Origin of the sequence: Bradyrhizobium sp. LLZ17, assembly GCF_041200145.1 — a bacterium.
GTDB lineage: Bacteria > Pseudomonadota > Alphaproteobacteria > Rhizobiales > Xanthobacteraceae > Bradyrhizobium.
Genome location: NZ_CP165734.1, coordinates 4029210 through 4054372, shown reverse-complemented (window position 1 = coordinate 4054372; position 25163 = coordinate 4029210). Strand labels below are relative to the sequence as shown.

Below are 25163 nucleotides of genomic sequence, written 5' to 3'. Positions count from 1 at the left end.
ATGGCGGTCTACACCGACGTGGCCGCCGACGAGCTTGCGGATTTCCTCGGCCAATACGATCTCGGCGAATTGCTCTCCTACAAGGGCATCGCCGAGGGCGTCGAAAACTCCAACTTCCTGCTGCATACCACCAAGGGATCGTTCATCCTCACGCTCTACGAGAAGCGCGTGGCGAAGAACGATCTGCCGTACTTCCTCGCGCTGATGACGCATCTCGCCGGGCACGGCATCAATTGCCCGCTGCCGGTGAAGGCGAAGGACGGCGAAGCGCTGCGCGATCTGGCAGGACGGCCGGCGGCGATCATCACCTTTCTCGAAGGCGTCTGGCCGCGCAAGCCGAGCGCGACGCATTGCGCCGGCGTCGGCGACGCGCTGGCGAAGATGCATCTGGCCGGCGCCAATTTCGCGATCAAGCGCGCCAACGCGCTCTCGGTCTCGGGCTGGCGGCCGCTATTTGATGCGGCATCACACCGGGCCGACGAGGTGCAGCCGGACTTGCACGCTTTTCTCGCGGCCGAGCTCGATTATCTCTCGAGCGGCATCTGGCCGGACAAATTGCCGGAAGGCGTGATCCACGCCGATCTCTTCAACGACAACGTCTTTTTTCTCGGCGACCAGCTCTCGGGAATCATCGACTTCACCTTCGCCTGCAACGACATGCTGGCCTACGACATTGCGATCTGCCTCAATGCCTGGTGCTTCGAGCCGGATCATTCCTTCAACGTCACCAAGGCGCGCGCCTTCCTCAATGCCTATGGCCGCGTGCGCAAGCTGACTGACGCTGAAGAAGCCGCGCTGCCGCTGCTGGCGCGCGGCGCCGCGATCCGTTTCCTGCTGACGCGGCTGGTCGACTGGCTCAACGTGCCGCCGGGCGCGCTGGTCAAGCCGAAGGATCCCCTGGAATATGTCCGCAAGCTGCGCTTCCACCAGAGCGTTGCGAGCGTGCGCGATTACGGGCTGATGCCCTCGGGGCTGCTGGCGTGAGCGAGCTTCCCAATGTCACGATCTTTACCGACGGCGCCTGTTCGGGCAATCCCGGCCCCGGCGGCTGGGGTGCGATCCTGAAGTTCGGCGACAAGGAGAAGGAGCTGAACGGCGGCGAGCGCCACACCACCAACAACCAGATGGAGTTGATGGCGGCAATCTCCGCGCTGGAGGCGCTGAAGAAGCCCTGCATCGTCGATCTCTACACCGACAGCCAGTATGTCCGGCAGGGCATCACCAGCTGGATCCACGGCTGGAAACGCAACGGCTGGCGCACCGCCGACAAAAAGCCGGTCAAAAATGTCGAGCTATGGCAGCGCCTCGATGCCGCGCTGAAGGCCCATGACGTGCGCTGGCACTGGGTCAAGGGCCACGCCGGCCACCCCGAGAACGAACGCGCCGATCAACTGGCACGCGACGGCGTCGCGATGGCGAGATTGCAGCAGAGGGTGCGGGAGTAGCAGCGTCGACATCGTCGTCGATGCCACCTCATTCTCAACTGTCATCGCCCGGCTTGACCGGGCGATCCAGTACGCCGCAGAAGTCGTTGTGAACCTCGAAGCCTCTGGAATACTGGATGCCCCGCTTTCGCGGGGCATGACAGCGTCATTTGTGGCTAAGAGCGGCGTCTAAACGCTTACAGCTGCCCCAGCAGCGTATCACCGCCGGACACCTCGACCTTGCCGGGCATCGCCTCGAGGTTCAGCTTCTTGACCACGCCGTCCTCGACCAGCATCGAATAACGCTTGGAGCGGATGCCGAGGCCGTTGGCGGAGGCGTCGAGCTCCATGCCGATCGCCTTGGTGAAATCGGCATTGCCGTCGGCGAGGAAGGTGGCCTCATCGCGCTGGTCGGTGTCGCGCTTCCAGGCGTTCATGACGAAGGCGTCGTTGACCGAGACGATGGCGATACTGTCGACGCCCTTGTCCTTGAGGGCGTAGGCGTTGAGGAAGATGCTCGGCAGATGCATCTTGTGGCAGGTGCCCGTATAGGCGCCGGGTACGGCGAACAGCGCCACCTTCTTGCCCTTGAAGATGTCATCGGTGGTCTTCACCTGCGGACCTTCCGCCGTCATCACGCGGAATTTCGCCTCGGGCAGCTTCTCGCCAATCTGGATGGTCATGGTCGTTTCTCCTGAAAAGGGGCGGCCCTTTCTAGAGCATTTTACCGGCGGAGGGAAACAGCTTCAAAAAGGTGTGATCTGGCAGGCTGCCAATTTTCTCGTCATTGCGAGCGAAGCGAAGCAATCCAGAGATGTCGCCGCGGAGGCACGCTGGATTGCTTCGTAGCGAAGAGCTCCTCGCAATGACGGTGGAGAGAGCGCGCCTACGCCGCTTCCGCCTTCTTCTCGTCGCGCAACTGCCGGCGCAAGATCTTGCCGACATTTGTCTTCGGCAGCTCGGTGCGGAATTCGATGTGCTTGGGCACCTTGTAGCCGGTGAGCTCCCCGTGACAGAACTTGATCACGTCCTCTGCGGTGAGGTTGGGATCCTTCTTCACCACGAACGCCTTCACGGCCTCGCCCGACTTGGCATCGGGAATGCCGATCACGGCGCATTCGAGCACGCCCGGATGGCTCGCGATCACTTCCTCGATCTCGTTCGGATAGACGTTGAAGCCGGAGACCAGGATCATGTCCTTCTTGCGGTCGACGATCTTGGTGTAGCCCTTCTCGTCCATCACGCCGATGTCGCCGGTCCGGAAGAAGCCGTCTGATGTCATCACCTTGGCGGTCTCCTCAGGCCTGTTCCAGTAGCCCGACATCACCTGCGGGCCCTTGGCGCAGATCTCGCCGGGCTGGCCGAGCGGGACCTCGTTGCCGTCGTCGTCGCGGATCGAAATCCAGGTCGAGGGCACGGGGATGCCGATGGTGCCGTTGAATTCCGAATTGGTCGCGGTGTTGCAGGTCAGCGTCGGCGCCGTCTCCGACAGGCCGTAGCCTTCCGCGATCGAGCATCCCGTGATCGCCTTCCACTGTTCCGCGACCGGCCGCTGTACTGCCATGCCGCCGCCGTTGGAAATCTTCAGCTTGGAGAAGTCGAGCTTCTTGAAGTCGGGATGATGCATCAGGCCGTTGTAGAGCGTGTTGACGGCCGGGAAGCTGTTGACCTGGTATTTCGCCAGCTCCTTGACGAACCCTGCGATATCGCGCGGATTGGGGATCAGAAGATTGCAGCCGCCGGCGCGCACCGCGAGCAGGTAGCAAGCCGTCAGTGCGAAGATGTGATAGAGCGGCAGAGCGCAGACGATCAGGAGCTGCTCGATCTGCGGCGGCTGCGCCAGCGCCGGCTGCAGCCAGGCGTCGTTCTGCAAGACGTTGGCGACGATGTTGCGGTGGAGCAGCGTCGCGCCCTTGGAGACGCCCGTAGTGCCGCCGGTATATTGCAGGAAGGCGACGTCGCCCGGCGATAATTTTGGCTTGTTGAAGGTCAGGCCACGGCCGGCCGAGAGCGCGTCATTGAACGACACCGCGCCCGGCAGCGACCAGGCCGGCACCATCTTCTTGACGCGGCGGACGACGAGATTGACGATCACGCCCTTGATGCCGAGCAGGTCGCCCATGGAGGCAACGATGACGTGCTTCACGGCCGTCTTGGCGATCACCTGCTCGACGGTGTGGGCGAAGTTCTCCAGCACGATGACGGCTTCGGCGCCGGAATCCTTGAGCTGATGCTCGAGCTCGCGCGGGGTGTAGAGCGGGTTGACGTTGACCACCGCGAAGCCGGCGCGCAGCACGGCGGCGGTCGCGACCGGATATTGCAGCACGTTCGGCATCATGATCGCGACGCGCGCGCCGCGCTGGAGGCCGCGGCCTTGCAGGTAAGCGCCGAGCGCCAGCGACATCTGGTCGAGGTCGCGGTAGCTGATCGACTTGTCCATGCAGATGAACGCCTTGCGGTCGGCGAACCTGGCAAAGCTCTCCTCCAGGAGATCGACGAGTGACGCGTATTGGGTCGGCTCGATATCAGCGGGCACGCCGGGCGGATATTGCTTGAGCCAGATGCGCTCCATGGAAACTCCTCTCTATCACCAGAGCCCGTTGTGTCTCGGGCTTGCCTCGTTGCCGGCAGTATCGAGCCTGCCGGAACGGCTGGCAAGCGGTCGAGGCTTAGGGCATCGCGCGTGGAGGGGCTACTGGAATTGGCGCAAATCGCTGCCGCAACTGCGAAGTGCAGGCGCGATGCGACAGGCTCGCGCCTGTTAACCTAGCTGTTGTTGGGCGCCGGCTTGGGCGCGGGCTTGGTGGCCGCCTTGGGCTTGGCGGGTTTGGCGGGCTGATCGCCGCTCGCGGCCGGCTTTTCGGCGGGCTTGGCCGCAGCGTGCTTGATCGGAGCCGGCTTGGCCGCGCTCTTGGCCGCGTTCTTGGCCTCGGGCTTCGCACTATCCGGCTTTGCCGACGCCGTTTTGCCATCCGACTTGGTGTCGCTGCCGGCGTCCTGCTTCTTGGCGACGCGCGTCTTCTTGCTGCGCGCCTTCGGGGTTGCCTGCTGGTCGGCGTCGGCGGCGACCGCCGCGATCAGGGCGGTGCCGGTGCGGGTCGGGCCGGTGTAGACCAGCACTGGCTCTGCCGGAGCGGGGGCCGAGGCCATCAGCTCGGAGGCCTTCATCAAGGGCGGCTGCAGCCCCGCGGTGAAGAACGTCACCTGGGCTTCGCCGCCGGTGGCCGATCCGGTGGCGCCGCCATTGGTCGCGATCAGCGCATCGTCGTCGTCGCTGGCCGGCCGCTTGCGGTGACCGCCGCACATCTCGTCGCGCAGATTCGGCGGCGAGGCGTCGACCGGCACCAGGTTTTCGACCGTGCCGAGCGAGGGACGCAGCCAGGACAGAGTGTCCTGGCTGAAGCCGCGCTCGAGCAACTGCGCCGCCTTCACCGCACGCGCGGTGCCGGAGTTGGCGCCGAGCACCACCGCGATCAACCGGCGGCCGTTGCGCGTGGCCGATGCCACGAGGTTGTAGCCGGAGGCGCAGATGAACCCAGTCTTGAAGCCGTCGGCGCCGGGATAGCGGCCGATCAGCTTGTTGAAATTGCCGGTGACGCGCTTGCCGAACCGGATCGCCGGGATGTGCACGAAATACTCATACTCCGGCAGGTCGCGCAGGAACGAGCGTGCGAGAATGCCGAGGTCGCGCGCGGACGTGATCTGGCCGTCGGCCGGCAGGCCGTTGGGATTGACGTAGCTCGTCTGGGTCATGCCGAGCTTCTTCGCGGTGTCGTTCATCATCGCCGAGAAGCCGTCGATCGAACCGCCGACGCCTTCGGCAAGCACCACCGCCATGTCGTTCGCCGACTTGACCAGCATCATCTTCAGCGCGTTGTCGATGGTGACCTGCGTGCCTGGACGGAATCCCATTTTCGACGGCGATTGTGAGGCAGCGGTCGGCGACACCGTGACCAGCGTGTCGAGCGTGATCTTGCCGTCCTTCACCGCCTTCAGCGTGACATAGGCGGTCATGATCTTGGTCACAGACGCGGGATACCAGGGAATGGTCGCGTTCTCCGCCTGCAAAACCTTGCCGCTGTCGGCTTCGATCAGAAGCAGCGCTTCGGCATCCGCCGTGCGCGGTGCGAGCAGCGCGGCGACCGCGAGGGTCGCAGCGAACAGGTTGAACAGGGATTTGCGAAGCAGCGGGCGAAATGCGTGCACTATCCGATTCCGGTCCTTGGAGACCCGCCGGTTCCGGACGGCTCTCGTGATCTGATGTTCGGTTCTGAATCCAGCGCCGCTTGCGGCGTCGCAAACCTATACCGGCTCCTGCGTCGAGAATAGGGGTTTCGGGCTGGTATTCCGCAATGAAATAGGCCGAATTTCGACGGCCCTACGGGGACTTGCTAAGGGGATTTGGCCGCGGTCGCGATAGCCTCGGTCGCCGTCACGCTGGCCCGTGCAGTCGCTTGTGCCTGTTCCTGCACCATGAACTGGGCCCTGGCGAGCTCGGCGAAATGGCCGCCTTTGGCCACGAGTTCATCGAAAGTTCCGCTTTCGATCACGCGTCCGTTGTCGAACACCAGGATCCGCGTGGCGTTGCGGATGGTGGAGAGGCGGTGCGCGATCACGAAAGTGGTGCGGCCCTTCATCACTTCGTCGAGAGCGGTATTCACCTTGGCTTCCGTGACGGCGTCGAGCGCGCTGGTCGCCTCGTCAAGGATCAAAAGCGGCGGGTCCTTCAGCAGCGCGCGGGCGATCGACAGCCGCTGCCGCTCGCCGCCGGAGAGCATGCGGCCGCGCTCGCCGGCATTGGTCTCGAAGCCGCCGCTGCGTTCGATGAAGTCGAGCGCCTGCGCGCGCTCGGCCGCCTTGCGCATCTCGGCTTCGGTCGCGTCCGGCTTGCCGACGCGCAAATTCTCCGCGATCGAGCGGTTGAACAACAGCGCTTCCTGGAACACGACGCCGATGTTCCGCCGCAGCGAGGTCAGCGTGACGCCGCGCACGTCCATGCCGTCGATCCTGATGAAGCCGGATTGCGGATCGAAGGCGCGATGCAGCAGCGCGATCGCAGTCGACTTGCCGGCGCCGGTCGCGCCGACCAGCGCAATGGTCTGGCCGGGCAGGGCGGTGAAGGAGAGATCCTCGACGGCCGGCCGCTTGCCGTCATAGGAGAAGGTGACGTCGTTGAACTCGACCAGGCCGGACAGTCGTCCCGCATCGATCGCATCGGACCGGTCGTGGACCGCGGGCACGGCATCGAGCACGTTGAAGAACTCGCGCAGCCGCGGCGCTTCCATGAACACGTTGTTGATGAAGCTCACGACCTGCTCGAGCTTCTGGATCAGCAGCGTCGCAAAGCTCACGAACATCACGATCTCGCCGACGGATGTGAGCCCCTGGTCGTGCAAGGCGATGCCGAGCGTAAAAATCGCGAGCACCGTGATGGTGGTGGAGGCGCGCGTGATGACGGTGACGAGCGCCCACCATGACAGCACCGGCATTTGCGCGGCGAGCAATTGGTCGGCGATGGAGCGCAAGCCCTGCACCTCGGATTCCACGCGCACGAAGCTCTGCACCAGCGCGACGTTGCCGAGCGCATCGGAGGCGCGGGCGGAGAGCTCGCTATACTGCTCTTCGACTGCCATCTGCATGCCGAACGTCCTGCGCACCACGAACGTGGTCAGCGCGGTAAAGACGATGCAGAGCACGAACAGCAGGATCGCGAGCCGCCAGTTCAGATAGAGCGACAGCGGCAGCAGCACCACGACCGACAGGATCGCGGCAAAATGCTCGCGGAAGAAGCCGAGCCAGAGCCGCCACAGCGCATCCGTGCCATTGAGCATCACCTTCATCAGCCGGCCCGAATGGGTGCCGGAGTGGAAGGTGAGCGGCAGCTGCAGAATGTGCTCGAAATAGCTCGTCAGCACTGCCTGACGCTGGCGGTGGGAGAGCCGGTCGGCCTGCCAGGCCACGAGCGCGCTGCAGGCTATCGTGAACAGGCCGAACGCCACCCATGCCATCAGGAACGGCCACGCCGAGTTCGAGCCGGCCACCGTCTTGCCGGACAGCACATCGACGATGCGGCCGAACAATACGGGCTCGGCGAATTGCGAGGCGGCAAGCAGGAGGTTGGCGAACGCCAGCAGCCAGCCCAGCCGCGCCTCCTTGCCGAGCAACTCGAGAACACGGGTGTACAGTCTGAACATGGACATGCGGGCGAGGAGCTCGGGCGGATCGAACGAGATGAGCCTGTATCTTAAGCAGGGATCGCCCGCGAGATACAGCGGAAGCTCTCAGTTTTACTCAATTGATCAGCCGCCCTTCGAGCGGCGGCAGAAACAGGTCGTCGAAATTGTTGCTTGCTGTCGGCCGCCTGCTGAATTTGAACACCGCCTTGACGAGCGGCGCATCCACCTTGTCACGAATCGAATGAGCTCGTTGACGTCGACCAATGCGAGCTCGCTGTCGCCTTTGGCCGCGGCCGGCGACGACGCTCTCCGCGTCGACATGAACGGCAGATGAGCGGCGGTTGCGTCATGATCACGCAGCGCCGTTCAGCTTCTGTTGGGGTTCGGGAACCCAACATGGGATGCGGTGGTTGAGAGACATGAGCCTGTCTCAAGGCACCATTGAAGGTCCCAAGGAGGGTCCAGCACATGTTTGACAGATTTTCCAAGCGTGCCGGCCGCAAGGCCGTTCTCGCCACCGCGGCGGTGCTGGCGCTGACCAGTGTCGCCCCCACCGCATCGTTTGCCGGCGGCCGCCATTGGCATGGTGGCGGCGGCGCGGCCTTCGCCGGCGCGGCGATTGCCGGCATCATCGGCACCGGGCTTGCGATCGCCGCGACCCGTGACGCCTACGCCTATGATTCGGGTCCGGGTTACTATTACGACAGCGGTCCGGCCTACTACAGTGGCCCCGGCTATGGTCCCTACTATTACGGCTCGGACTATCCTGAGCGCTATGGCGGCTACACCAAGGTCTGCTCCCACGGCCATTCCGGTTACCGCTGCTATTAACCGATCGACCTAAGCCATCGACCAACAGGCCGTCGCGCTTGTCGCGCCGGCCTGTTTTTCGCTTCTATGCCAGGCGTTAACGCGCTCTCCATGGGTTTGGAGTAGCTTTGAGGACATGAGTGATTCGCTTGAGCGGCTATATTTGGCTGTGCTCGCGGCCAGGGACCTAGATCCGGCAACGTCGCGTACTGCCCGGCTGTTTCAGCGTGGACCCTCCAAAATGGCGAAGAAGCTCGCCGAAGAGGCCATCGAGGTCGTGATCGACGCGGTCAATGGCGACAGCCAGGCCGTGATCCGGGAAAGTGCCGATCTGCTCTACAATCTGACCGTGCTCTGGGCCTCGGCCGGCGTGCGTCCCGAAGACGTCTGGCGCGAGATGGCGCGGCGGGAGGACATGCTCGGCATCGCCGAGAAGCTACCGAAATCGGCGATGAAGCTGCCCAAAGTCGCCTCGCCACGCGTTGCCGCGAGGCGGCCTATTGTCGCCCACGAAGGCCGCACTGCGCGCAAGCGCCACTAGAAGCGGCGCAAATCGGTCCCATCTCGGCATGGACAAATCCGTCCCATGGTGCTTCATCGCGGCGCCATGCTGAAACGTATCTACGATTGGTGCATCGACGCCGCCCACAAGCCCTACGCGCTCTGGATCATGGGTGCCGTGGCTTTCGCCGAAAGCTCCTTCTTTCCCGTCCCTCCGGACGTGATGCTGATCCCGATGTCGCTGGCGCGCCCGCAGCGCGCCTGGCTCTATGCCGCGATCTGCACCGCGACATCGGTGGTGGGCGGCCTGCTCGGCTATGCCATCGGATCGCTGCTGTTTGACTCGGTCGGCCATTGGCTGATCCAGGTCTACGGGCTCGGCGACAAGGTGGATGCTTTCCGCGCCTCCTATGCGGAATGGGGCGCGGTGATCATCCTGCTCAAGGGCCTGACGCCGATTCCTACAAGCTGGTCACCATCACCTCGGGCTTTGCCGGCTATAACCTCGGCCTCTTCATCCTGTGCTCGATCGTTGCGCGCGGTGGGCGTTTCTTCATCGTCGCCATCCTGCTCAACCGCTATGGCGACTGGATCCGGGTCAGGATCGAGAAGCATCTTGGATTGTGGGTGGCGATCGGCGCAGCGGTGCTCGTGCTGGGCTTCGTGGTGGCGGTCAAGCTGATCTAAGTCCCAATGCTTTGACGCTGGGCCGGCTTCGGTTACGGTTGCCGTCATGATGGTTCGGTCCGGCAATCCGGCGGTACGGCTGAGCAGGCTGATTTCAGCGGTGCTCCTGCTCCTGTTCGGCTCCAGCACGGCTGGATGGCCGCAATCGGCACCGCCGGCGCTTGGCGTCCAGGAGCCGGGGCCGCAGGTTGCGCCGCCGACATCGACGCCTGCACCGCCGGCGCGCGAGGACAATCCCGGGCTGATCAACGAAATGAGCAAGCTGTTCGACAAGCTGCCCTCCATCCTGCCGCCGCTCAAAAGTCCGAGCGAAACCATGAACGATTTGTCACGCCTGGCGAAGCCGTCCAGCATGGTGTCGGGGCGCGTGGCCTGTCCGGCCTCGTCAAACGGCGGCCCTGACTGCAAGCAGGCCGCCGACCTGTTGTGCCAGAGCAAGGGCTACAAGGAAGGCAAGGGCCTGAATGCCGACTCCGCCGAAAAATGCTCGGCCAAGGTTTTGATCCCGGGCAGGACCCGCAGGCCGGACGACTGCCGCACCGATACTTTCGTGACCAGCGCGCTGTGCCAGAACTGACGCGATGATTCCGCGCGCGAGCAACAAGGAGCGCCCATGAGCCGTACAGAGCAGGATTTCCTCGGACAGCGCGAGATCGCCGACGACATCTACTACGGCGTCCAGACCATCCGCGGGAAGGAGAACTTCCACATCACCGGCATTCCGATGAACCAGGAGCCTTACTTCGTGAAGGCGCTTGGTTACGTCAAGAAGGCTGCCGCCATGGCCAACCGCGACCTCGGCGCGGTGGACACAAAGGTCGCCGAGGCGATCATCCTGGGCTGCGACCGTGTCATTGCCGGCGACATGATGGATCAGTTCGTCACCGACTTCATCCAGGGCGGTGCCGGCACCTCGACCAACATGAACGCCAACGAGGTGATCGCCAATCTCGCGCTGGAATCGCTTGGGTTTGCGAAGGGCGACTACCAGCACGTCAGCCCCAATGACCACGTCAATTACGGCCAGTCGACCAACGACACGTACCCGACTGCGTTTCGGCTGGCGCTGATCCTGCGGCTCGAAAGCTACATGACGGCGCTGCGGCAGCTGCAGGAGGCCTTCTTCGCCAAGGGGCGCGAGTTCGAGCGCGTGCTCAAGATGGGCCGCACGCATTTGCAGGACGCCGTGCCGATGTCGCTCGGCGCCGAATTCCGCGGCTGGGGCACCACGATGGGCGAGGAGGTCGACCGCATCTCGGAAGCGCGCGCGCTGCTGCGCGAGGTCAATCTCGGCGCCACCGCGATCGGCACCTCCGTCACCGCGGCGCATGGTTATCCGAAGCTGGCGGTCCGGCATCTGAGCGCGCTGACCGGCGTTGACTTCATTCTCGCCGGCGATCTCGTCGAGGCGACCTCGGACACCGGCGCCTATGTGCAATTGTCCGGTGTGCTCAAGCGCACCGCGAGCAAGCTCACCAAGATATGCAACGACATTCGCCTGCTGGCCTCCGGTCCGCGCGCCGGCTTCAACGAGATCAACCTGCCGCAATTGCAGCCGGGCTCCTCGATCATGCCGGGCAAAGTCAACCCGGTGATCCCGGAGGTCGTCAATCAGACGAGCTTCCTCGTCATCGGCCTCGATACCACGGTCACGCTGGCCGCATCCGCCGGCCAGCTCCAGCTCAACGTGATGGAGCCGGTGATCTCGTTCGCGCTGTTCTTCTCGATCCGCACCATGGAGCGCGCCGTCAACAGCCTGCGCGAGAATTGCGTGGTCGGCATCACCGCCAACCAGGAGCACACCCGCAACATGGTGCTGAACTCGCTGGGTATCGTCACGGTGCTGAAGCCGCTGCTCGGCTACAAGCAATGCGCCGAGATCGCGCGCGAGGGCTACAAGAGCGGCAAGTCGCTGCACCAGATCGTCGTGGTCGAGCGCAAGCTGCTGACGCAGGAGACCTGGGACGAGATGTTCTCGTTCGAGCGGCTGATCAATCCGGATCTGCTTGCGTGAACACAGTGGCTCGTCATTCCGGGGCGCGCGGAAGCGCGAACCCGGAATCCATTGTGCCATATGTGCTGGCGCCCGATGGATTCCGGCCTGCGCCTGTCGGCGCATCCCGGAACGATGGACGACGAGTTGCGCGCGCCGCGTGTCTCGACTGGCGAATTCCGCGCGTTGGAATTGCGGTAATGACATCCGCACGGCGCCAAAACGCAATACTTGACAGTGGAAAGATTGCCTTGTTGGTATGGCTGCCAACCTGCAATGCGTCTGACCAACCAAGGATCGCTTCCCAATGTCCATGCCTGCCTTGTTCAAGGGGCGCCTCTCGATCCCAGTGATCGGTTCGCCGCTCTTCATCATCTCAGTGCCCGATCTCGTGATCGCGCAGTGCAAGGCGGGGGTGGTCGGCTCGTTTCCGTCGCTGAACGCGCGGCCGCCGGAGCTGCTGGACGAATGGCTGGCGCGGATCACCGAAGAGCTCGCGGCCTATGATCGCGCGCATCCCGACAAGCCGTCGGCGCCGTTCGCAGTCAACCAGATCGTGCACAAGTCGAACAACCGGCTCGACCAGGACATGCAGCTCTGCGCGAAGTACAAGGTGCCGATGATCATCTCCTCGCTCGGCGCCCGTGAGGAGCTCAATCAGGCGGTGCACGGTTGGGGCGGCATCGTCTTCCACGACGTGATCAACCAGAAATTCGCGCATAAGGCGATCGAGAAGGGGGCCGACGGCTTGATCCTGGTCGCCGCCGGCGCCGGCGGTCATGCCGGCACGATTTCGCCGCTCGCTTTCGTCGCCGAAACGCGAAAATGGTTTGACGGCCCGATCGCGCTCTCGGGCGCCATCGGCAACGGCAAGGCGATCCGGGCCGCGCGCATCCTCGGCGCCGACTTCGCCTATATCGGCTCGGCCTTCATTGCCACCAAGGAGGCCAACGCGGTCGAGAACTACAAGGAGATGATCGCGGGCGCGACGGCCGACGACATCGTCTATTCCAACCTGTTCACCGGCGTGCATGGCAATTACCTGAAGCCGTCCATCCTCGCCGCCGGCATGGATCCCGAAAACCTGCCGACCTCCGACCCCTCCAAGATGAATTTCGGCACCGACGCCTCCGGCGAGCGCGCCAAGCCGAAGGCCTGGAAGGAGATCTGGGGCAGTGGGCAGGGCATCGGCAGCGTCGACAAGGTCCTGCCCGCCGCCGAACTGATCGCGCGCTTCAAGAAGGAATACGACGAGGCGATCGATCCGCCGCTGTGAGCCCCGCTGTCGTCCCGGCGAAGGCCGGGACCCATAACCCCGACGGGTCGTTGCTGCGCTCGATATCAACCACGATCTCGTTTCACCAACTGCTGCCTGTGGGTATGGGTCCCGGCCTTCGCCGGGACGACACTTTTGCTGAGCTCCGAATGTGCATCACGGAGAAGCGATGACCGCCATCTACCGCGTCGACGGCAACAGCGTGATCACCAGCCCGGAAGCTGCGGGGCCGTGGGACCGGCGCATGCAGCACGGCTCGGCGCCCTCGGCGCTGGTGACGTGGGCGGCGGAACGCATTCCGACGCCGGTGCCGATGAACGTCGCGCGCGTCACGATCGACCTGATGCGTCCCGTCCCGGTGGCGCCGCTCACGATTGCCACCGCGGTGCTGCGCGAGGGCCGCAAGATCCAGCTCTGCGAAGTGAAGCTGTTGGCCGACGGCGTCCAGGTCGTCGGCGCCACCGTGCTCAAGATCAAGCGGCAGGCGCTGGCGCTGCCCGATAACGTCGGTGAGTTGCCGGTCACCTTGCCGTCGCCCGAGGATTCGCTGGTCGAGGACGGCCACGGCGCGAGCAGTCCGTTCGCGGGCATGGTGTCGATGCGTGCCGCGCGCGGCCGCTTCGGACAGGCCGGTGCGGGCGCGATCTGGTTTCGCCTCGACCATCCGCTGGTCCAAGGCGAAGCAGTGTCGCAGGCAATGCGCGCCGTGATCGCTGCCGACTTCTCCAACGGCACCGCCTCGACGCTCGACTTCCGCGCCTGGACCTTCATCAACGCCGACCTCACGGTGAGCCTTGCGCGCGAGCCCGTCGGCGAGTGGATCCTGCTCGATGGCGAATCCTGGATCGGACCTGACGGCGCGGGGCTGGCGATGTCGCGGCTCGCAGATCGGCAAGGCTATTTCGGCCGCGCGGTGCAGAGCCTGGTGATTGAGAAGCGCCAGGCGTGACGGCAAGCGCTGCGGTTGCTTTTGGGGCCGATTGAACGGCAGGCTTCCGCCGCCGCGGAAGTGGATGCTCGGCATCCTGCCAGTTCACACGCCGTAGAAGATCTTGATCTCCCACAGCACCACGACGATAGCCGTGATCAACGTGACCGCGGCGACTGCACTTTCCAGGGAAGCGACTCGCATTTCACTCTCCGCTTCCCAGCCCCGTCAGCGGTCTAGTTGATTCCCGGATTCGCCGGCAATCGGGCGGCCGGGGCGGACGCGCACTCCGCCGCCCATTGTGGCGCCCGGGCCACAAAAGCACCGTAAAATCCCGGGGTATTTACCCCACCATCCGGTCCCGGCCGCTCCAGAAGCTCGCGCGCAGCACCTTCTTGTCGACCTTGCCGACGCCGGTCATCGGCAGCTGCTTGACGAACTGGATCTGCTTGGGCGCATGCGCCGAGCCCTTTCGCATCCTCACCAGATCGATCAGCTCGTCCGGATCGGGCTTTGCGCCCTCGCGCGGCACGATGATCGCGGTGACCGCCTCGCCCCATTTCTCGTCCGGTACGCCGACGACAGCGACCATCGCCACGTCCGCGTGCTGCGACAGCACGTCCTCGACCTCGCGCGGAAAAATGTTGAAGCCGCCGCTGACGATCATGTCCTTCTTGCGGTCGAGGATGAACATGTAGCCGCGCTCGTCCTGGCGCGCGATGTCACCGGTGTGGACCCAACCGTTCCTGAGCGTCTCGGCCGTGATGTCGGGCCGCTTCCAATACTCCGCCATCACATGTGGCGCGCGCACGCAGATCTCGCCGGCATCGCCCGTCTTCACCTCGTGGTTGTCGTCGTCGAGGATTTTGACCTCGCAGGCCGCGATCGGGAAGCCGCAGGACAAAAACAGCTCCGGCGTTCGGGGATCGTGATCTTTTCTGCGCAACACCGAGACCGGGTAGCATTCGGTCTGGCCGTAGAGCTGCGAGAACACCGGCCCGATGCGCTCGATGGCTTCGACCAGCCGGCTCCGCGACATCGCCGAGGCGCCGTAGAGCACGAGATCGAGCGAGGAGAGATCGGTCTTGCTCAGTGCCGGATGATCGAGCAGCACGTAGATCATCGTCGGCACGAACAGCGTGAAATTGATGCGCTCGCGCGCGATCGTCGCCAGCACCGCCTCGGGATCGAAACCTTTCAGCATGTGCACGGTGCCGCCGCGCATCAGCGTTGGCAGCACTTTCGTCCCGGCGACGTGGCTGATCGGGGCGACCGTGAGATAGCGCGCAGCGTCCGGGATTTCGAAGTCGGCGAGGATCGCGGCGGCAGCTCCGGCGTTTTCGCGGTGGTAGCGCAGCGCGCCCTTGGACTTGCCGGTGGTGCCGCCGGTGTAGTTCAGCGTGGAGAGATCGTCGAGGCTTGCGAGGCACCGCGCGCCGGCATGGCCTGCGTTCTCGATCGCCTGCAGGAGATCGACGCCGTAGTCGGCCGGTCCCATGGTGAAAACCGCCTTGAGCCGGGTCGCTTGCGCAGCGAGCTCGCCGCCGCGATCGCGGAAGGCGGCGACGTCGACCACCAGCACTTCGGACTCGGAATCCTCGAGCTGAAACAGCTGGTCGGCCTGCGATCCGAGCGGGTGCAGCCAGGTGACGCAGCATCGCGACAATTGCGCGGCGACGCCGGCGCACCAGGTGTCGGCGCGGTTCGCGGTGAGAAAGGCCACGCGCGCGCCGGGCTGCAAGCCGAGCCGCATGAACACGCCCTGGATGCGTCCGATCAAATCGACGGTGCCCTGATAGCTCAGCGATCCACCGGGCCACGCGAAAGCGGTGCGGCCGGGATAGCGCGCCAGCGCCCGTAGCGTCTGCGCACAAGTCGGGGACGATGCATGGAGCGGATCGGACATATGTTTCCTCGCAGCTTTCTCATCGGCGTTGCGCGTGCCAATGTTTGTGCGCAACGCTAGCACAGGGCGGGAGGCTTGGGTGACATCCGATCGACTGCAACATGTCCGCGATCGTCTGGCCTTGCCGCTGATCGCGGCGCCGATGTTCCTGGTGTCGGGCGTCGAACTGATGGTCGCGGCCTGCCGCAACGGCGTGATCGGCAGCTTCCCCACAGTGAATTGCCGCAGCCCGGAACAACTCGACGAATGGCTTGCCTAGATCGCGACCCGCTTGCGGCAGCACGAAGATCAGACCGGACGCAAGGCCGCGCCACTCTGTCCGAATTTGATCGTGCATCGCTCCAACGCGCGGCTGGAGCAGGATCTCGCGGTGCTGCTGCGCCATAAGCCTGAGTTCGTCATCACCTCGGTCGGATCGCCCGCACCGGTGCTGAAGCCGTTGCACGAGGCCGGCGCGCTGGTGCTGGCGGATGTCGCCTCGATCCGCCACGCCGAGCGCGCGGCGGCAGCGGGCGCCGATGGACTGGTGCTGCTCACCGCAGGCGCCGGCGGACAGACCGGTTGGCTCAATCCGTTCGCCTTCGTCCGTGCGGTGCGCGCGTTCTACGACGGCATCATCGTGCTTGCCGGCGGCATCAGCGACGGTCACGCGCTGCGCGCCGCCGAAGTGCTCGGCTGCGATCTCGGCTACATGGGCACGAAATTCATCGCGACGCGCGAGAGCATGGCGGATGACCGCCACAAGCAGATGCTGGTCGAGAGCAGCGCCGACGACATTCTGCTCACCACCGCGGTCACGGGCTTGCAAACCAGCATGCTGAGTCCGTCGATCGTCGCGGCCGGTCTCGACCCCGACGACCTTCCGCCGCGCGGCGTCATCGACATCGGCAAGGACATCGACGTCAGCGCGCGCGAGAACCGGCCAAAGCGCTGGCGCGATATCTGGAGCGGCGGGCATTCGACTTCGGGCGTGACCGACGTGATGGCGGTCGATGGTCTCGTTGCGCGAACGGCAGCTGAGTACCGCAAGGCGGCTGGGCGGTAGCGCTCTGCGCCGCCCGCCACGGTTAATCCCGCATGGCTCCACAGCGCCGTCCTTAACGGCAGATTAACCATCGTTCGCCCAGAATCCCCTCGGGCCGCCAATCAGGACCGAGAGGGACAGGCGATGGATTTCGATTTTCTCAATTCCAAGACACAGGCTTCGCTCGACGAAATCCGGCTCCGCGTGGCGCATGCGCTGGCCCGCCACCCGCTCTGCCGCACCGTGCGCTTCGACGTGGTCAGCGTCCCCCGCACCCGCCGTGGCGGCAATTGGACCGTGACGCTGCAATCGGTCGAGCCCCGCGCAGTGTGGGAAGCCTCCGAAATCGTCGCCGACATCCAGGACGCCTATGATCTCGCGCTAGCTGCCTGATATTATTCGGTTTTTGAGGCGCTGTCGCGGTAGTCCGCGCGATTGCCGCCCCGATGGCCCGGTTAGGCCTTAATTTTCGCCCAGTTTCCGGGCAGTGATCACGTGGACTTGAAAGTTGGAAGCGGAGAGGCGTTTGTCGAGAGCCATCACCATCGTCGTGCTGACCTGCTTCCTCGTCCTCGGTGCCGCCACCACCGCCATTCTTGGCCGCGACAGCGTGCCCAGCGTCAGCCCCGAGATGATCACGGAGGCCCCGCCGCCGAAACCGCTCGCCGCCAACCGCGCCGCCAAGGCCGACCGGTTGGTTCCGACGCTGGCGCTGGCCTCGGCCGCGATCGACCCGGTGCAGGTTCCGGCCGACAAGCTCTCGCAGGCCCCGCTGCTGACCGAGCCGCTGCGCCAGGCCTTTGCCGCGGCTACCCCATCCGATTTCCCGCCGGCCAAAGCGAGCGTGAACGAGGCCCCGCAGGCGCCCGCCGCCGTCGAGGCTCCGGCCAAGCCGAAGGTCGTCGCCAAACCCCAGCCGCAAAAAAACCTATTCCTTGCTGTCCGACGTGCAGATCTCCGGGATCAGGGATCGCCTGAAACTGTCGTCGTCGCAGGAATATTACTGGCCCTCGGTCGAGACCGCGCTGCGCAATGTCGTCCGCAAGATCTCGGCGAACAAGTTGTCCAACCCGAACGCGCCGGGCGTGCCGATCGATCCGAATTGCGACGAGGTCCAGCAGTTGAAGTCGGCTGCGATGCCGCTGCTGTTCCAGCTGCGTGACGACCAGAAAGAAGAAGTGCGCAAGCTCGCCCGCATCATCGGGCTGGAACAGGTCGCGCAGCAGATCTGACGCGCCGTTCCGTTAGGAACCTTCTCAACATCAGGAACATCCGGCAATCCTCAGGCGTTGCCCGCTCCGAATAGGGAGTGGACCAATGCGGGCATTGACAGCTTATTTCGTCGGTGCCGGATCGATCGTCGCCGCCATCGCCATTGGTCTCGGTGGCGGCATCGTCGCCGGCAACATCATGCATCCGATCGCGCCCAAGCAGGGGCCCAACACCAGCAAGATGGAGCGGCAAGCTACGACCGGCGCGGCCACGACAAATGCGCCATCGGAGCACGTGCAATATCTCAACGGCTCGCAGGCCTTCAGCGCGACGGTCGCGCCCGCACAGGCGCAAGGCGACGCCAAGTCTGAAGGCAGCAAGTCGGAAGGCAAGTCTGAGACGAAGCCCGACACGCAGACCAATCAGGCGAACGCCGAACCGGCGACCCCACCCACTCCGCAGACGGCCGCGGTCGAGCCGCCCAAGCCAGCACCAGCCTCGCCGCCGACGCAAGCCGCAAAGCCCGCCGAACAGCAGGCCTCCACGCAGCCCTCGTCCTCGTCCGACAACGCTTATGCCAAGGCTAGGGATTCTGACGTGAAGCGCGCCGCGTCCGAGCGGCGACGGGCGGAGCGGCGCGAGCGCTGGGCCGAGCGCCGACACTATGAGGCGCGCAATTCGCGCAGCATGCGCGATCAGCCCGATTGGGACGATGTCGCGCGCAACATCCGCGAAGATTCCGATGCGCGCGATGTTCCGAGCCGTCCGCGTGGCAGCTTTCCGCAGATCAGGCTGTTCGGTCCCGACGACGACGATTAGCGCCTGAGGGATCTCGCCCCAGCCGTATCAGCCGCCGCGCGACTCGACGACCTTGCGGCAGGAATTCGAGAGCTTCGCCTTGTTCTCGCGCAGGCAGGCATTCATCTCAGGCGGCTTGCCGACATGTTGGGCGCAGAACTTGCTGGCGTCGCCGCGGCAGGCCATCTGCTCCTGTAGGGTGGGACCGGATTGCGCTGCCGCCGGCAGGATGGCTGTGGCGAGCAGCAGGACGGCAAGAACCGAAATTTTCATGAAACACCTCTGGCAGATTCGGCTTGGGATCAAACGGGCCGAACCATGTCGCGGACGTGTGTCGCCGGTCCATGCCATGTTCATGGCACCGAGAGGCTGGCCTTCGTGCGGCGATGCCTGCCGCACCCCATCTTCATGGCATGTATCCGCGCACCGTCTTTTGCCATTGAGGCTGCACGTCGGCTGCGAGACCCGGTGATTGCACTGGGGCGCCGAACGGGAAGCAGGAGAGCAAGATGTCGAAAAGATTGCGAGCGCTGAGTGCCGGGCTGACGATCATGGCGCTGGCGGGTACCGCGATGCTGTCGCTGGGCACGGGTCCGGCCCAGGCCGCGGTCTATTGCAAGACAGTCGGCGTGCCCAAGGGGTGCGTGGTACGGCCGGACGCAACGGTGGTGGTCGCGCCGGGAGCGCCTGTCGCCGCGGCCGTGGTCGCGACCCCCGGTGTCGGCGCCCCGGGCGTCGGCGTGCGTGCCGGCACGCCGATGAATCGCGGCGGTCCGGTCAATCGCGTCGGCGTGCGCTGATATGCGTTCGATTGAATAGATTGCAGTTTTCGGGCGAAGGGATGACTTGCGAACGCCCCCCGTCCTCCGCAGGCCAAGTCCCAGCCCGGCCCCTCTCTCCGTGCGCCCCATCTGCGCGGAGAGAGAGGGCTTTTTCAGCCCACGGCCGCGTCGCTGTCGGGAAATATCTGCGGCAATTGCAGCCGCACGCGGGTACCCGTCTTGTCCGAGTTCAAAATGAGCACCGCGCCGCAGCGTGCGGCGCGGTTTCTCATGTTGCGCAAGCCTCGTGCCGTCTGGCTCGCGTCTGCGGCATTGCCCGCGTCACAACGCGCAAAACCACAGCCGTCGTCCGCAACGCTGATCACCCCGTACGGCCCCCGGCCGTCATCGAGCGTCTCGATCGTGACAGCGATGTGGCGCGCCGCGGCGTGCTTGACCGCATTGGTCACGGCCTCGTCGAGAATGCGCACGATCTGGATCACATGCCATGGCCGCAGTTCGGGATGCAGCGGCAGTCCTTGCGGCGTCGCCACGCGCCAGTCGAGCACGATGTCGTGCGGCCGCAACTGCATCGCCGCGCGCTCGCGCCAGGAGCCGAGCGCGAGCATGAGGTCGCCGCCGATGTCGTCCATGGAATCGATGACGAGCCGAAGGTCCTTCAGCGCGGCGCGCGCGGCGTCCGTGATGGTCGTGCCCTCATGCCCGCGTTCGGAGAGTGCGACGATGCTGACGAGCTGGCCGCCGAGGCCGTCATGCAGGTCGCGCATCAGCCGTGTGCGCTCGTTGGCGAGCGCGGCGGCCCGTGCCCGTTCCTGCTCCCGGGCGAAGCTTGCCTTGAGCCGCTCCTCGGCTTCGCGGACGCGCGCGACGAGCCGGCCGGCAAAACTGTCGACCTGGTTCAGCGCGCGGGCGAAGCGCCAGGTCAGTCCGGCGCCGATGGCCACCAGCATCGCCGAATAAGATAGCCGAGAGACGAAAGTACGCTCGTTGGGCATGATGTCGAACACCGAGAGCATGTCGTGGGCCCAGCAGGTCAGTACGATGGTGACCGCGCAGCCGATCGTGAAGCTTGCCGCATCCTGCCGCCGCACCACTGCCGCCGCCGTGACACCAGCCATCAGCAACAGGCAGATGCCGACCGTGGGAATGCCGAGCACCAGGAAGAGGATGCGCGGCAGCGGCGGGCCCGCAACCAATCCGACTGCGAACACGACGAGGCCCGGTACGAACAGCAGCGTTCCGTAGCGAGGCCAGCGTTGCCGGAAGAACAGCACGCCGAACACCACGATCAGCGCGCTCTCGGTCGGCGCAGACGCGAGCAGCACCGCGGCGAGCCGCGACGAGGTGGCGGGAGGCACCGGCGCTGGCAGGAAAGCCTGCACGACGCCGAGCACCATTGCTGCCGCGAGCACGCCATAAACCGGCTCGCGGCGCCGCATCAGCCACATGATGGCGAGAATCACGGCGAGGATCGATTGCCAGGCCGAGAACACCACCGGCAGCGTGACGAACAGCAGCGTGCGGGTCTCGTATGCTCCGCGCAAGGCATCGTCCGGGCCGACATAGACGGTGTCGAGGAACCCCCGCAGCGGACCCCACACCAGCAGCCGCACCGTGATGTCGTTGCTGCCCTCGCGCAGCAGCGACGACGGGATCACCGCGATCTCCGGCGTGTTGCGGTCCGGCCTGTTGGCGCTGGGATCGCGGCGGGAGTCCAGGATCGCGACGCCGTTCACCGCGACCTCCACGCCGTTGCTGAAGCGCGGCAGGAAAACCGACCAGGCCGCATCAGCCGCATCGGGCGTGAAGACGAAGCGGCCCGAATAGAGCGGCGGATCAGCGAGCGAATAACGAGAGGCGGTGAAATGCGGCAGCGTCACCGGCCGCACCATGCCACCTTCTCGCAAGGAAAATTCGCTCACGGCAAAGTCGTCGGGATCGCTCGGCTGGAGCAGCCGCAGGGCGAGGATGGTGCCGATCACGATCAGCAGCTGGAGCAGCAGATACGGCACCAGGCGGGCAAGCCGCAGCCGGCGCCGCGGACGCGTGATCACGACCTTCGCGGCGATCTCGCTCACAGCTTGATCAGGCCCTGCTGCACCGCCTCGAACACGGCTTCGCCGCGCGTGTGAACCTCGAGCTTGCGATAGATGTTCTTGATATGCCCGGGCACGGTCTGGCGCGACAGGCCGAGATGGTTCGCGATCTCCGCATAGCTGAACCCTTTGGCGATGCCCCAGAGGATGTCGATCTCGCGCGGCGTGAGCCTTGCGGTGTTGAGCGCTGGCCCGGGCGGCGGCTCGGCCGGGCTCTGCGCGCTACCTTGCGTCCTGCGCACGATGAAGCGCGCGATCGAGGCCGAGATCGGCGAATGTCCGGCGACCAGATCTCGCACCGTGGTGGCGATGTCGCTCGGGAACGCGTCCTTCAGGAGGTAGCCGGTCGCCCCGACCGTGATCGCGGAGATCACGCTTTCCTCGTCGCCGAGGGCGGAGATCACCATGATTTCGGTGGCCGGAAAGCGCTGCCTGGTCTCGCGGATCAGCTCGACGCCATGGCCGTCGGGCAGCCGCAGATCGGTCAGCAGAACGCGCGGCGCCGCCTCGCCGAGCGCGCGACGGGCTTCGCCGAGCGTGCCGGCGGTGCGTACACCGTAGCCGGCCTTCACCAGCGCGTCCTGAAGACGCCAGCAGGTCGGGGCGTCGTCTTCGACGAGGAGGATGGTGATGGCCTCACCCGTCTCGCCCTGTTCGGTCATGATCAAGGTCCCGGCCGCGTGTCCCCCGCGGCGCGCGAAGCCAAGCTTAATCGCGGCGCAGAGATCGCGACAGCCATAATCATGGGGCGCCTTACTTCTGCAGGGGACGGTCACAAGGTGCGATAGCGAGGCCGCATTAACCCGACCGCGGCGCGGGGACGTGAGAGATCGTATCTGCGGGTGGGTGGCTTAGCGTCAGCGTAACCCACCAGCTCCGTCCGAGATCAGGGAAACACGGTGGATTACGCTGTCGCTAACCCACCCCTATAGGCTCTCCACCCGCGGCGGCGGATATCGCCCCGCCAATACTGATAACGGCAGGCGCCGCTCGTCCTCCGGCAGTTCCAGCCAAGCCAGCACAACCGGCCGTTTCCAGTCACCGACGCCGAAATCCATCGCCAGCCATTTCTGCGGCTCGGGTCCCTCGAGACCGCGGACCCAGACGAAATAGCGGGGGAGGTCGTCGAGGTCCGTCTCGGTCGTGCGTCTCCTGGCCATCACATGCTCGCTACATCGACACGCGTTGCCGTCAGGATATAGGCATCGGCTTCGGTGAAGTCGAACAGGCGATGCATGCGTGGTCCAAAGGATATGAACGAACCCGCGATCGATGGCTGGGGTGACGCCTCGGACGGGACGACGAGGCTGATCGGCTTGTGGTCCTTCAACCGTTATCGAAGGTCGAGCCACGATGCAGGGCATTGCGACGGGTCTTCTTCAAGGAGGAATCGCCGCGGGCTGTTTCACGAAATCTCGCTGTGCGCCTGGCTTGGGGGAGCGTTGAGCGGAAGCGCGGGCCATGTGTGCGATCTCGACAATTAACGGCTCATGCGCGGATCTCGTGACGGGGTAGCCGCTTTGCGTCGCGCCACCAACAACACGATCCTCAATGACAGCTCGCTGCCTACATGGCCCGTTGCAGTGTCGAGCAGAGCGAACGGTAGTCGGCTTTGACGGCGCCCGCAAAGCGATTTCCGTAAAATTGTTGCGCGATGTCGAAAAACTTGTCGGGCGTAAACGTGGGCGCCAATTTCCTGAGCACCTTCGCAGCCGCCTTTGCCTCAGCGTTCTTGCGCTGAAGGCCGAGCGCGCAAGTCAACTCGACCCACTGCGCGGGCGCATCGCTATAGAGTTCGATCGCGTTGCGGGCGGCCGCTTCCATCTTCTCGAGCTCGCCCAGTTTCCAATGACACCAGCCCGCATAGTGAAACCAGCGGTGGCTTCGGGGGTCACGCGGGCTGATCCGAATCGCCCGCGCGATCATGCGCAGGCTGTCGGCCGGATCGGCCCCCGCAACGCGATTTGCGTTCGCCAGCAGCGCCAACCCTTGCGGATCATGGGGGCTTCGCTCCACGGCATCGTTCAGCAGTTCGAGTGCCAGGTCGATATTGCCCGCACTGTAGATGGCGGCGTCGGCGCAGTTGACCAGAACAAACGAGTTCTTGGGATCGGTCTTGCGTGCCAGGGCCGCATATTCGAGAGCGAGCACGCGCTCCCCGGCCATTCGCGTGGACGCCGACCAGGTCGCGCGCCAGGTATAAACGGCGGCGAGGAGCGATTGCGCCATGGCATAGTCGGGGTCGATGGCGAGCGCCTGCTTGAGTTCGCCGATCGCACTGAAAAGACCTTGAGCGCTGCGATTGAACAGAACATACGCATTGGCGCGCTGCAGGCGGGTCCAGGCATCCAGGTTGTTGGGGCCCGCATCGAGCGCCCGATCAAGGTCCGCCATCATCAGAGCCGGCTGAAGCTGGCCCGCAACCGCCAGAACGATCCGGTTTCGGACCGCAAAGAATTCTCCAAGCTGCTCTTCGTAGCTGCTTGCCCAGATGTGAAGCCCGGAGCGACCGTCGATCAGGCGCGCATTCACCCGGACCGATTTGCCCCTTACCTCGATGCCACCTTCCACGAGATACCTTACGCCGAGATCCGATGCGATCGTTCGCGCGTCGATCGTGGTGCCCTTGTAGACCATGCAGGATTGACGAGCGGTGACGAACACGGCTGGAATACGCGCCAGCGCGGTCGTGGTCTCTTCGGTCAGTCCGTCCGCCATGGCGACCTTTGAGACAGCGCCGGGGCTGAGATCGACGAACGGAATGACGGCAAGCGTTGTAGCGGTCTCGACCGGGAGAGGACGCGTCGGCTGCGGTGCTGCGGCCGTACGATGCTGACGGTTGATCTCCGCGATCCAGTGTGTCGAAAAGCCGGACTGCGCCGAAGTGCCCTTGCGCGACCTCGCCGCTATCGTCTGGTCCAGCAGCCGCTTCATCGCGGCAGAAGGCTCCCCGCGGACATTCGTGGCATACACGCGATATCGTTCGATCGCCTCCGCGAGATCTTGCCGAAGCGCAGAGCTGCGCAGCAGACAGAGGTGCGCCTCTTCATTCCCCGGAGCGAGCGCAACCTGTTTCAGCGCCACTGCCTCGAGGTGAAGCGGATCGTCATCATCTTCCATGGCGCGCAATGCGTTGGCGAAACATTCGCTCGCCGCCTCGCGCAATCTCGACCGCGACAGCGCCAGCCAGTCGGCAAATGGTCCTTGCGTCAGAGCCGTTTCCTGCAGCAACTCGCCCCGCCAGATCGACGCGGCTTGCAACGCGTCGCCACCGGCTAGCGCTGCACGGAACAGCCCGACATCGGTCAGGATTTGCTCTGGCAGGCAGACGAAGGGGTCATTGCCCCAATCGCCGGGCGAGGTGACGCCGATATCTTTCCTGAGCTGAACGAGTTCCTGACGAAGGCTCGAACGTCCCTGCTGTTCGGAGCGCTTGTCCCACAGCAATGTCGCGAGCCGCGCTCGGGTCCAGCTTTCACCGGTCTCCATGGCCAGGCACGCGAGCAGCGCGCGCGAACGCCGGCTGCGAACCTCCAGTCTGCTCCCTTCG

Annotated in this window: 23 protein-coding genes and 3 pseudogenes; 15 read left to right on the top strand and 11 right to left on the bottom strand. The window is 64.8% G+C overall.

Annotated elements, in window-relative coordinates; translation table 11 throughout:
- Together AB8Z38_RS19560 and rnhA are read left to right on the top strand one after the other, a co-directional pair.
- Window positions 1–984, top strand: coding sequence for a homoserine kinase (locus AB8Z38_RS19560; RefSeq protein WP_369719508.1), 984 nt, complete (start codon window positions 1–3; stop codon window positions 982–984).
- The gene (gene rnhA, locus AB8Z38_RS19555; protein WP_369719507.1) at window positions 981–1445 is read left to right on the top strand and encodes a ribonuclease HI; all 465 of its coding nucleotides are present in this window, start codon (window positions 981–983) and stop codon (window positions 1443–1445) included. Before AB8Z38_RS19560 ends, rnhA begins: the two co-directional genes overlap by 4 nt.
- A gap of 176 nt (window positions 1446–1621) precedes the next feature.
- Here the strand turns inward: rnhA and AB8Z38_RS19550 are convergent, their stop codons facing one another.
- Window positions 1622–2107 (bottom strand): peroxiredoxin, encoded by a 486-nt coding sequence (locus AB8Z38_RS19550; protein ID WP_369719506.1) that lies wholly within the window; start codon window positions 2105–2107, stop codon window positions 1622–1624.
- Between AB8Z38_RS19550 and AB8Z38_RS19545 the strand changes: the two genes are divergently transcribed.
- Complete coding sequence (locus AB8Z38_RS19545; protein WP_369719505.1) at window positions 2100–2273, top strand: hypothetical protein; 174 nt, start codon at window positions 2100–2102, stop codon at window positions 2271–2273. The genes AB8Z38_RS19550 and AB8Z38_RS19545 overlap by 8 nt on opposite strands.
- Before the next feature lie 37 nt (window positions 2274–2310).
- Here AB8Z38_RS19545 and AB8Z38_RS19540 read toward each other — a convergent pair whose 3' ends face one another.
- The 3 genes from AB8Z38_RS19540 to AB8Z38_RS19530 all read right to left on the bottom strand — a co-directional run bounded on the left by AB8Z38_RS19540 (window position 2311) and on the right by AB8Z38_RS19530 (window position 7624).
- Complete coding sequence (locus tag AB8Z38_RS19540) at window positions 2311–3996, bottom strand: long-chain fatty acid--CoA ligase (protein WP_369719504.1); 1686 nt, start codon at window positions 3994–3996, stop codon at window positions 2311–2313.
- A gap of 194 nt (window positions 3997–4190) precedes the next feature.
- Window positions 4191–5630 carry a D-alanyl-D-alanine carboxypeptidase family protein gene (locus AB8Z38_RS19535; RefSeq protein ID WP_369719503.1) on the bottom strand — a complete coding sequence of 480 codons (1440 nt, stop codon included), beginning with the start codon at window positions 5628–5630 and terminating at the stop codon, window positions 4191–4193.
- A 185-nt stretch (window positions 5631–5815) separates the two neighbouring features.
- The gene (locus AB8Z38_RS19530) at window positions 5816–7624 is read right to left on the bottom strand and encodes a glucan ABC transporter ATP-binding protein/ permease (RefSeq protein ID WP_369719502.1); all 1809 of its coding nucleotides are present in this window, start codon (window positions 7622–7624) and stop codon (window positions 5816–5818) included.
- 444 nt (window positions 7625–8068) lie between these two features.
- On the opposite strand from AB8Z38_RS19530, the gene AB8Z38_RS19525 reads away from it, so the two are divergent.
- The 7 genes and pseudogenes from AB8Z38_RS19525 (at window position 8069) to AB8Z38_RS19495 (ending at window position 13816) form a co-directional block, all read left to right on the top strand.
- Window positions 8069–8431 carry a hypothetical protein gene (locus tag AB8Z38_RS19525; protein WP_369719501.1) on the top strand — a complete coding sequence of 121 codons (363 nt, stop codon included), beginning with the start codon at window positions 8069–8071 and terminating at the stop codon, window positions 8429–8431.
- A 115-nt stretch (window positions 8432–8546) separates the two neighbouring features.
- A complete protein-coding gene (hisE, locus tag AB8Z38_RS19520) occupies window positions 8547–8951 on the top strand; it encodes a phosphoribosyl-ATP diphosphatase (protein ID WP_369719500.1) in 405 nt (134 codons plus the stop codon).
- 45 nt (window positions 8952–8996) lie between these two features.
- A pseudogene (locus AB8Z38_RS19515) lies at window positions 8997–9598 on the top strand (YqaA family protein).
- A 46-nt stretch (window positions 9599–9644) separates the two neighbouring features.
- The gene (locus tag AB8Z38_RS19510; protein ID WP_369719499.1) at window positions 9645–10175 is read left to right on the top strand and encodes a hypothetical protein; all 531 of its coding nucleotides are present in this window, start codon (window positions 9645–9647) and stop codon (window positions 10173–10175) included.
- Window positions 10176–10211: 36 nt separating this feature from the next.
- On the top strand, window positions 10212–11612 hold the full coding sequence (locus tag AB8Z38_RS19505; RefSeq protein WP_369719498.1) for an aspartate ammonia-lyase: 1401 nt from the start codon (window positions 10212–10214) through the stop codon (window positions 11610–11612).
- A gap of 286 nt (window positions 11613–11898) precedes the next feature.
- Window positions 11899–12867 carry an NAD(P)H-dependent flavin oxidoreductase gene (locus tag AB8Z38_RS19500; RefSeq protein WP_369719497.1) on the top strand — a complete coding sequence of 323 codons (969 nt, stop codon included), beginning with the start codon at window positions 11899–11901 and terminating at the stop codon, window positions 12865–12867.
- A gap of 169 nt (window positions 12868–13036) precedes the next feature.
- Window positions 13037–13816, top strand: a complete 780-nt coding sequence (locus AB8Z38_RS19495) for a thioesterase family protein (protein WP_369719496.1) — start codon at window positions 13037–13039, stop codon at window positions 13814–13816.
- A 322-nt stretch (window positions 13817–14138) separates the two neighbouring features.
- On the opposite strand, the gene AB8Z38_RS19490 is transcribed toward AB8Z38_RS19495, so the two are convergent.
- Entirely contained in the window at window positions 14139–15701 is a 1563-nt protein-coding gene (locus AB8Z38_RS19490) for an AMP-binding protein (protein WP_369719495.1), read from the bottom strand.
- Between the two features lie 79 nt (window positions 15702–15780).
- Here AB8Z38_RS19490 and AB8Z38_RS19485 point away from each other — a divergent pair.
- The 4 genes and pseudogenes from AB8Z38_RS19485 to AB8Z38_RS19470 all read left to right on the top strand — a co-directional run bounded on the left by AB8Z38_RS19485 (window position 15781) and on the right by AB8Z38_RS19470 (window position 18756).
- Window positions 15781–16746, top strand: a pseudogene (locus AB8Z38_RS19485) (NAD(P)H-dependent flavin oxidoreductase).
- A 123-nt stretch (window positions 16747–16869) separates the two neighbouring features.
- Window positions 16870–17118, top strand: a complete 249-nt coding sequence (locus AB8Z38_RS19480) for a hypothetical protein (protein ID WP_369719494.1) — start codon at window positions 16870–16872, stop codon at window positions 17116–17118.
- Window positions 17119–17251: 133 nt separating this feature from the next.
- Window positions 17252–17957, top strand: a pseudogene (locus AB8Z38_RS19475) (hypothetical protein).
- 85 nt (window positions 17958–18042) lie between these two features.
- A complete protein-coding gene (locus AB8Z38_RS19470; protein ID WP_369719493.1) occupies window positions 18043–18756 on the top strand; it encodes a hypothetical protein in 714 nt (237 codons plus the stop codon).
- A gap of 27 nt (window positions 18757–18783) precedes the next feature.
- On the opposite strand, the gene AB8Z38_RS19465 is transcribed toward AB8Z38_RS19470, so the two are convergent.
- Complete coding sequence (locus AB8Z38_RS19465; RefSeq protein WP_369719492.1) at window positions 18784–19008, bottom strand: cysteine rich repeat-containing protein; 225 nt, start codon at window positions 19006–19008, stop codon at window positions 18784–18786.
- A gap of 236 nt (window positions 19009–19244) precedes the next feature.
- On the opposite strand from AB8Z38_RS19465, the gene AB8Z38_RS19460 reads away from it, so the two are divergent.
- Window positions 19245–19535: a hypothetical protein gene (locus AB8Z38_RS19460; RefSeq protein ID WP_369719491.1), complete on the top strand. Its 291-nt coding sequence runs from the start codon at window positions 19245–19247 to the stop codon at window positions 19533–19535.
- Window positions 19536–19669: 134 nt separating this feature from the next.
- Here the strand turns inward: AB8Z38_RS19460 and AB8Z38_RS19455 are convergent, their stop codons facing one another.
- The 5 genes from AB8Z38_RS19455 to AB8Z38_RS19435 form a co-directional block, all read right to left on the bottom strand.
- Complete coding sequence (locus tag AB8Z38_RS19455) at window positions 19670–21595, bottom strand: ATP-binding protein (RefSeq protein WP_369719490.1); 1926 nt, start codon at window positions 21593–21595, stop codon at window positions 19670–19672.
- Window positions 21592–22275, bottom strand: coding sequence for a response regulator (locus tag AB8Z38_RS19450; protein ID WP_369719489.1), 684 nt, complete (start codon window positions 22273–22275; stop codon window positions 21592–21594). Before AB8Z38_RS19450 ends, AB8Z38_RS19455 begins: the two co-directional genes overlap by 4 nt.
- 264 nt (window positions 22276–22539) lie before the next feature.
- The gene (locus AB8Z38_RS19445) at window positions 22540–22773 is read right to left on the bottom strand and encodes a hypothetical protein (protein WP_369719488.1); all 234 of its coding nucleotides are present in this window, start codon (window positions 22771–22773) and stop codon (window positions 22540–22542) included.
- Window positions 22773–22943: a hypothetical protein gene (locus tag AB8Z38_RS19440; protein WP_369719487.1), complete on the bottom strand. Its 171-nt coding sequence runs from the start codon at window positions 22941–22943 to the stop codon at window positions 22773–22775. The genes AB8Z38_RS19445 and AB8Z38_RS19440 overlap by 1 nt, the downstream gene beginning before the upstream one ends.
- A gap of 236 nt (window positions 22944–23179) precedes the next feature.
- The gene (locus AB8Z38_RS19435; protein WP_369719486.1) at window positions 23180–24778 is read right to left on the bottom strand and encodes a hypothetical protein; all 1599 of its coding nucleotides are present in this window, start codon (window positions 24776–24778) and stop codon (window positions 23180–23182) included.
- Window positions 24779–25163 lie beyond the last annotated feature (385 nt).

What these genes read in the sequence shown, in the direction of transcription:
- AB8Z38_RS19560 (WP_369719508.1), top strand. Translation starts at nt 1, where the DNA reads ATGGCGGTCTACACCGACGTGGCCGCCGACGAGCTTGCGGATTTCCTC.
- AB8Z38_RS19545 (WP_369719505.1), top strand. Translation starts at nt 2,100, where the DNA reads ATGGTCATGGTCGTTTCTCCTGAAAAGGGGCGGCCCTTTCTAGAGCAT.
- AB8Z38_RS19550 (WP_369719506.1), bottom strand. Translation starts at nt 2,107, where the DNA reads ATGACCATCCAGATTGGCGAGAAGCTGCCCGAGGCGAAATTCCGCGTG.
- AB8Z38_RS19540 (WP_369719504.1), bottom strand. Translation starts at nt 3,996, where the DNA reads ATGGAGCGCATCTGGCTCAAGCAATATCCGCCCGGCGTGCCCGCTGAT.
- AB8Z38_RS19530 (WP_369719502.1), bottom strand. Translation starts at nt 7,624, where the DNA reads ATGTCCATGTTCAGACTGTACACCCGTGTTCTCGAGTTGCTCGGCAAG.
- AB8Z38_RS19525 (WP_369719501.1), top strand. Translation starts at nt 8,069, where the DNA reads ATGTTTGACAGATTTTCCAAGCGTGCCGGCCGCAAGGCCGTTCTCGCC.
- hisE (WP_369719500.1), top strand. Translation starts at nt 8,547, where the DNA reads ATGAGTGATTCGCTTGAGCGGCTATATTTGGCTGTGCTCGCGGCCAGG.
- AB8Z38_RS19510 (WP_369719499.1), top strand. Translation starts at nt 9,645, where the DNA reads ATGATGGTTCGGTCCGGCAATCCGGCGGTACGGCTGAGCAGGCTGATT.
- AB8Z38_RS19505 (WP_369719498.1), top strand. Translation starts at nt 10,212, where the DNA reads ATGAGCCGTACAGAGCAGGATTTCCTCGGACAGCGCGAGATCGCCGAC.
- AB8Z38_RS19500 (WP_369719497.1), top strand. Translation starts at nt 11,899, where the DNA reads ATGTCCATGCCTGCCTTGTTCAAGGGGCGCCTCTCGATCCCAGTGATC.
- AB8Z38_RS19495 (WP_369719496.1), top strand. Translation starts at nt 13,037, where the DNA reads ATGACCGCCATCTACCGCGTCGACGGCAACAGCGTGATCACCAGCCCG.
- AB8Z38_RS19490 (WP_369719495.1), bottom strand. Translation starts at nt 15,701, where the DNA reads ATGTCCGATCCGCTCCATGCATCGTCCCCGACTTGTGCGCAGACGCTA.
- AB8Z38_RS19480 (WP_369719494.1), top strand. Translation starts at nt 16,870, where the DNA reads ATGGATTTCGATTTTCTCAATTCCAAGACACAGGCTTCGCTCGACGAA.
- AB8Z38_RS19470 (WP_369719493.1), top strand. Translation starts at nt 18,043, where the DNA reads ATGCGGGCATTGACAGCTTATTTCGTCGGTGCCGGATCGATCGTCGCC.
- AB8Z38_RS19465 (WP_369719492.1), bottom strand. Translation starts at nt 19,008, where the DNA reads ATGAAAATTTCGGTTCTTGCCGTCCTGCTGCTCGCCACAGCCATCCTG.
- AB8Z38_RS19460 (WP_369719491.1), top strand. Translation starts at nt 19,245, where the DNA reads ATGTCGAAAAGATTGCGAGCGCTGAGTGCCGGGCTGACGATCATGGCG.
- AB8Z38_RS19450 (WP_369719489.1), bottom strand. Translation starts at nt 22,275, where the DNA reads ATGACCGAACAGGGCGAGACGGGTGAGGCCATCACCATCCTCCTCGTC.
- AB8Z38_RS19445 (WP_369719488.1), bottom strand. Translation starts at nt 22,773, where the DNA reads ATGGCCAGGAGACGCACGACCGAGACGGACCTCGACGACCTCCCCCGC.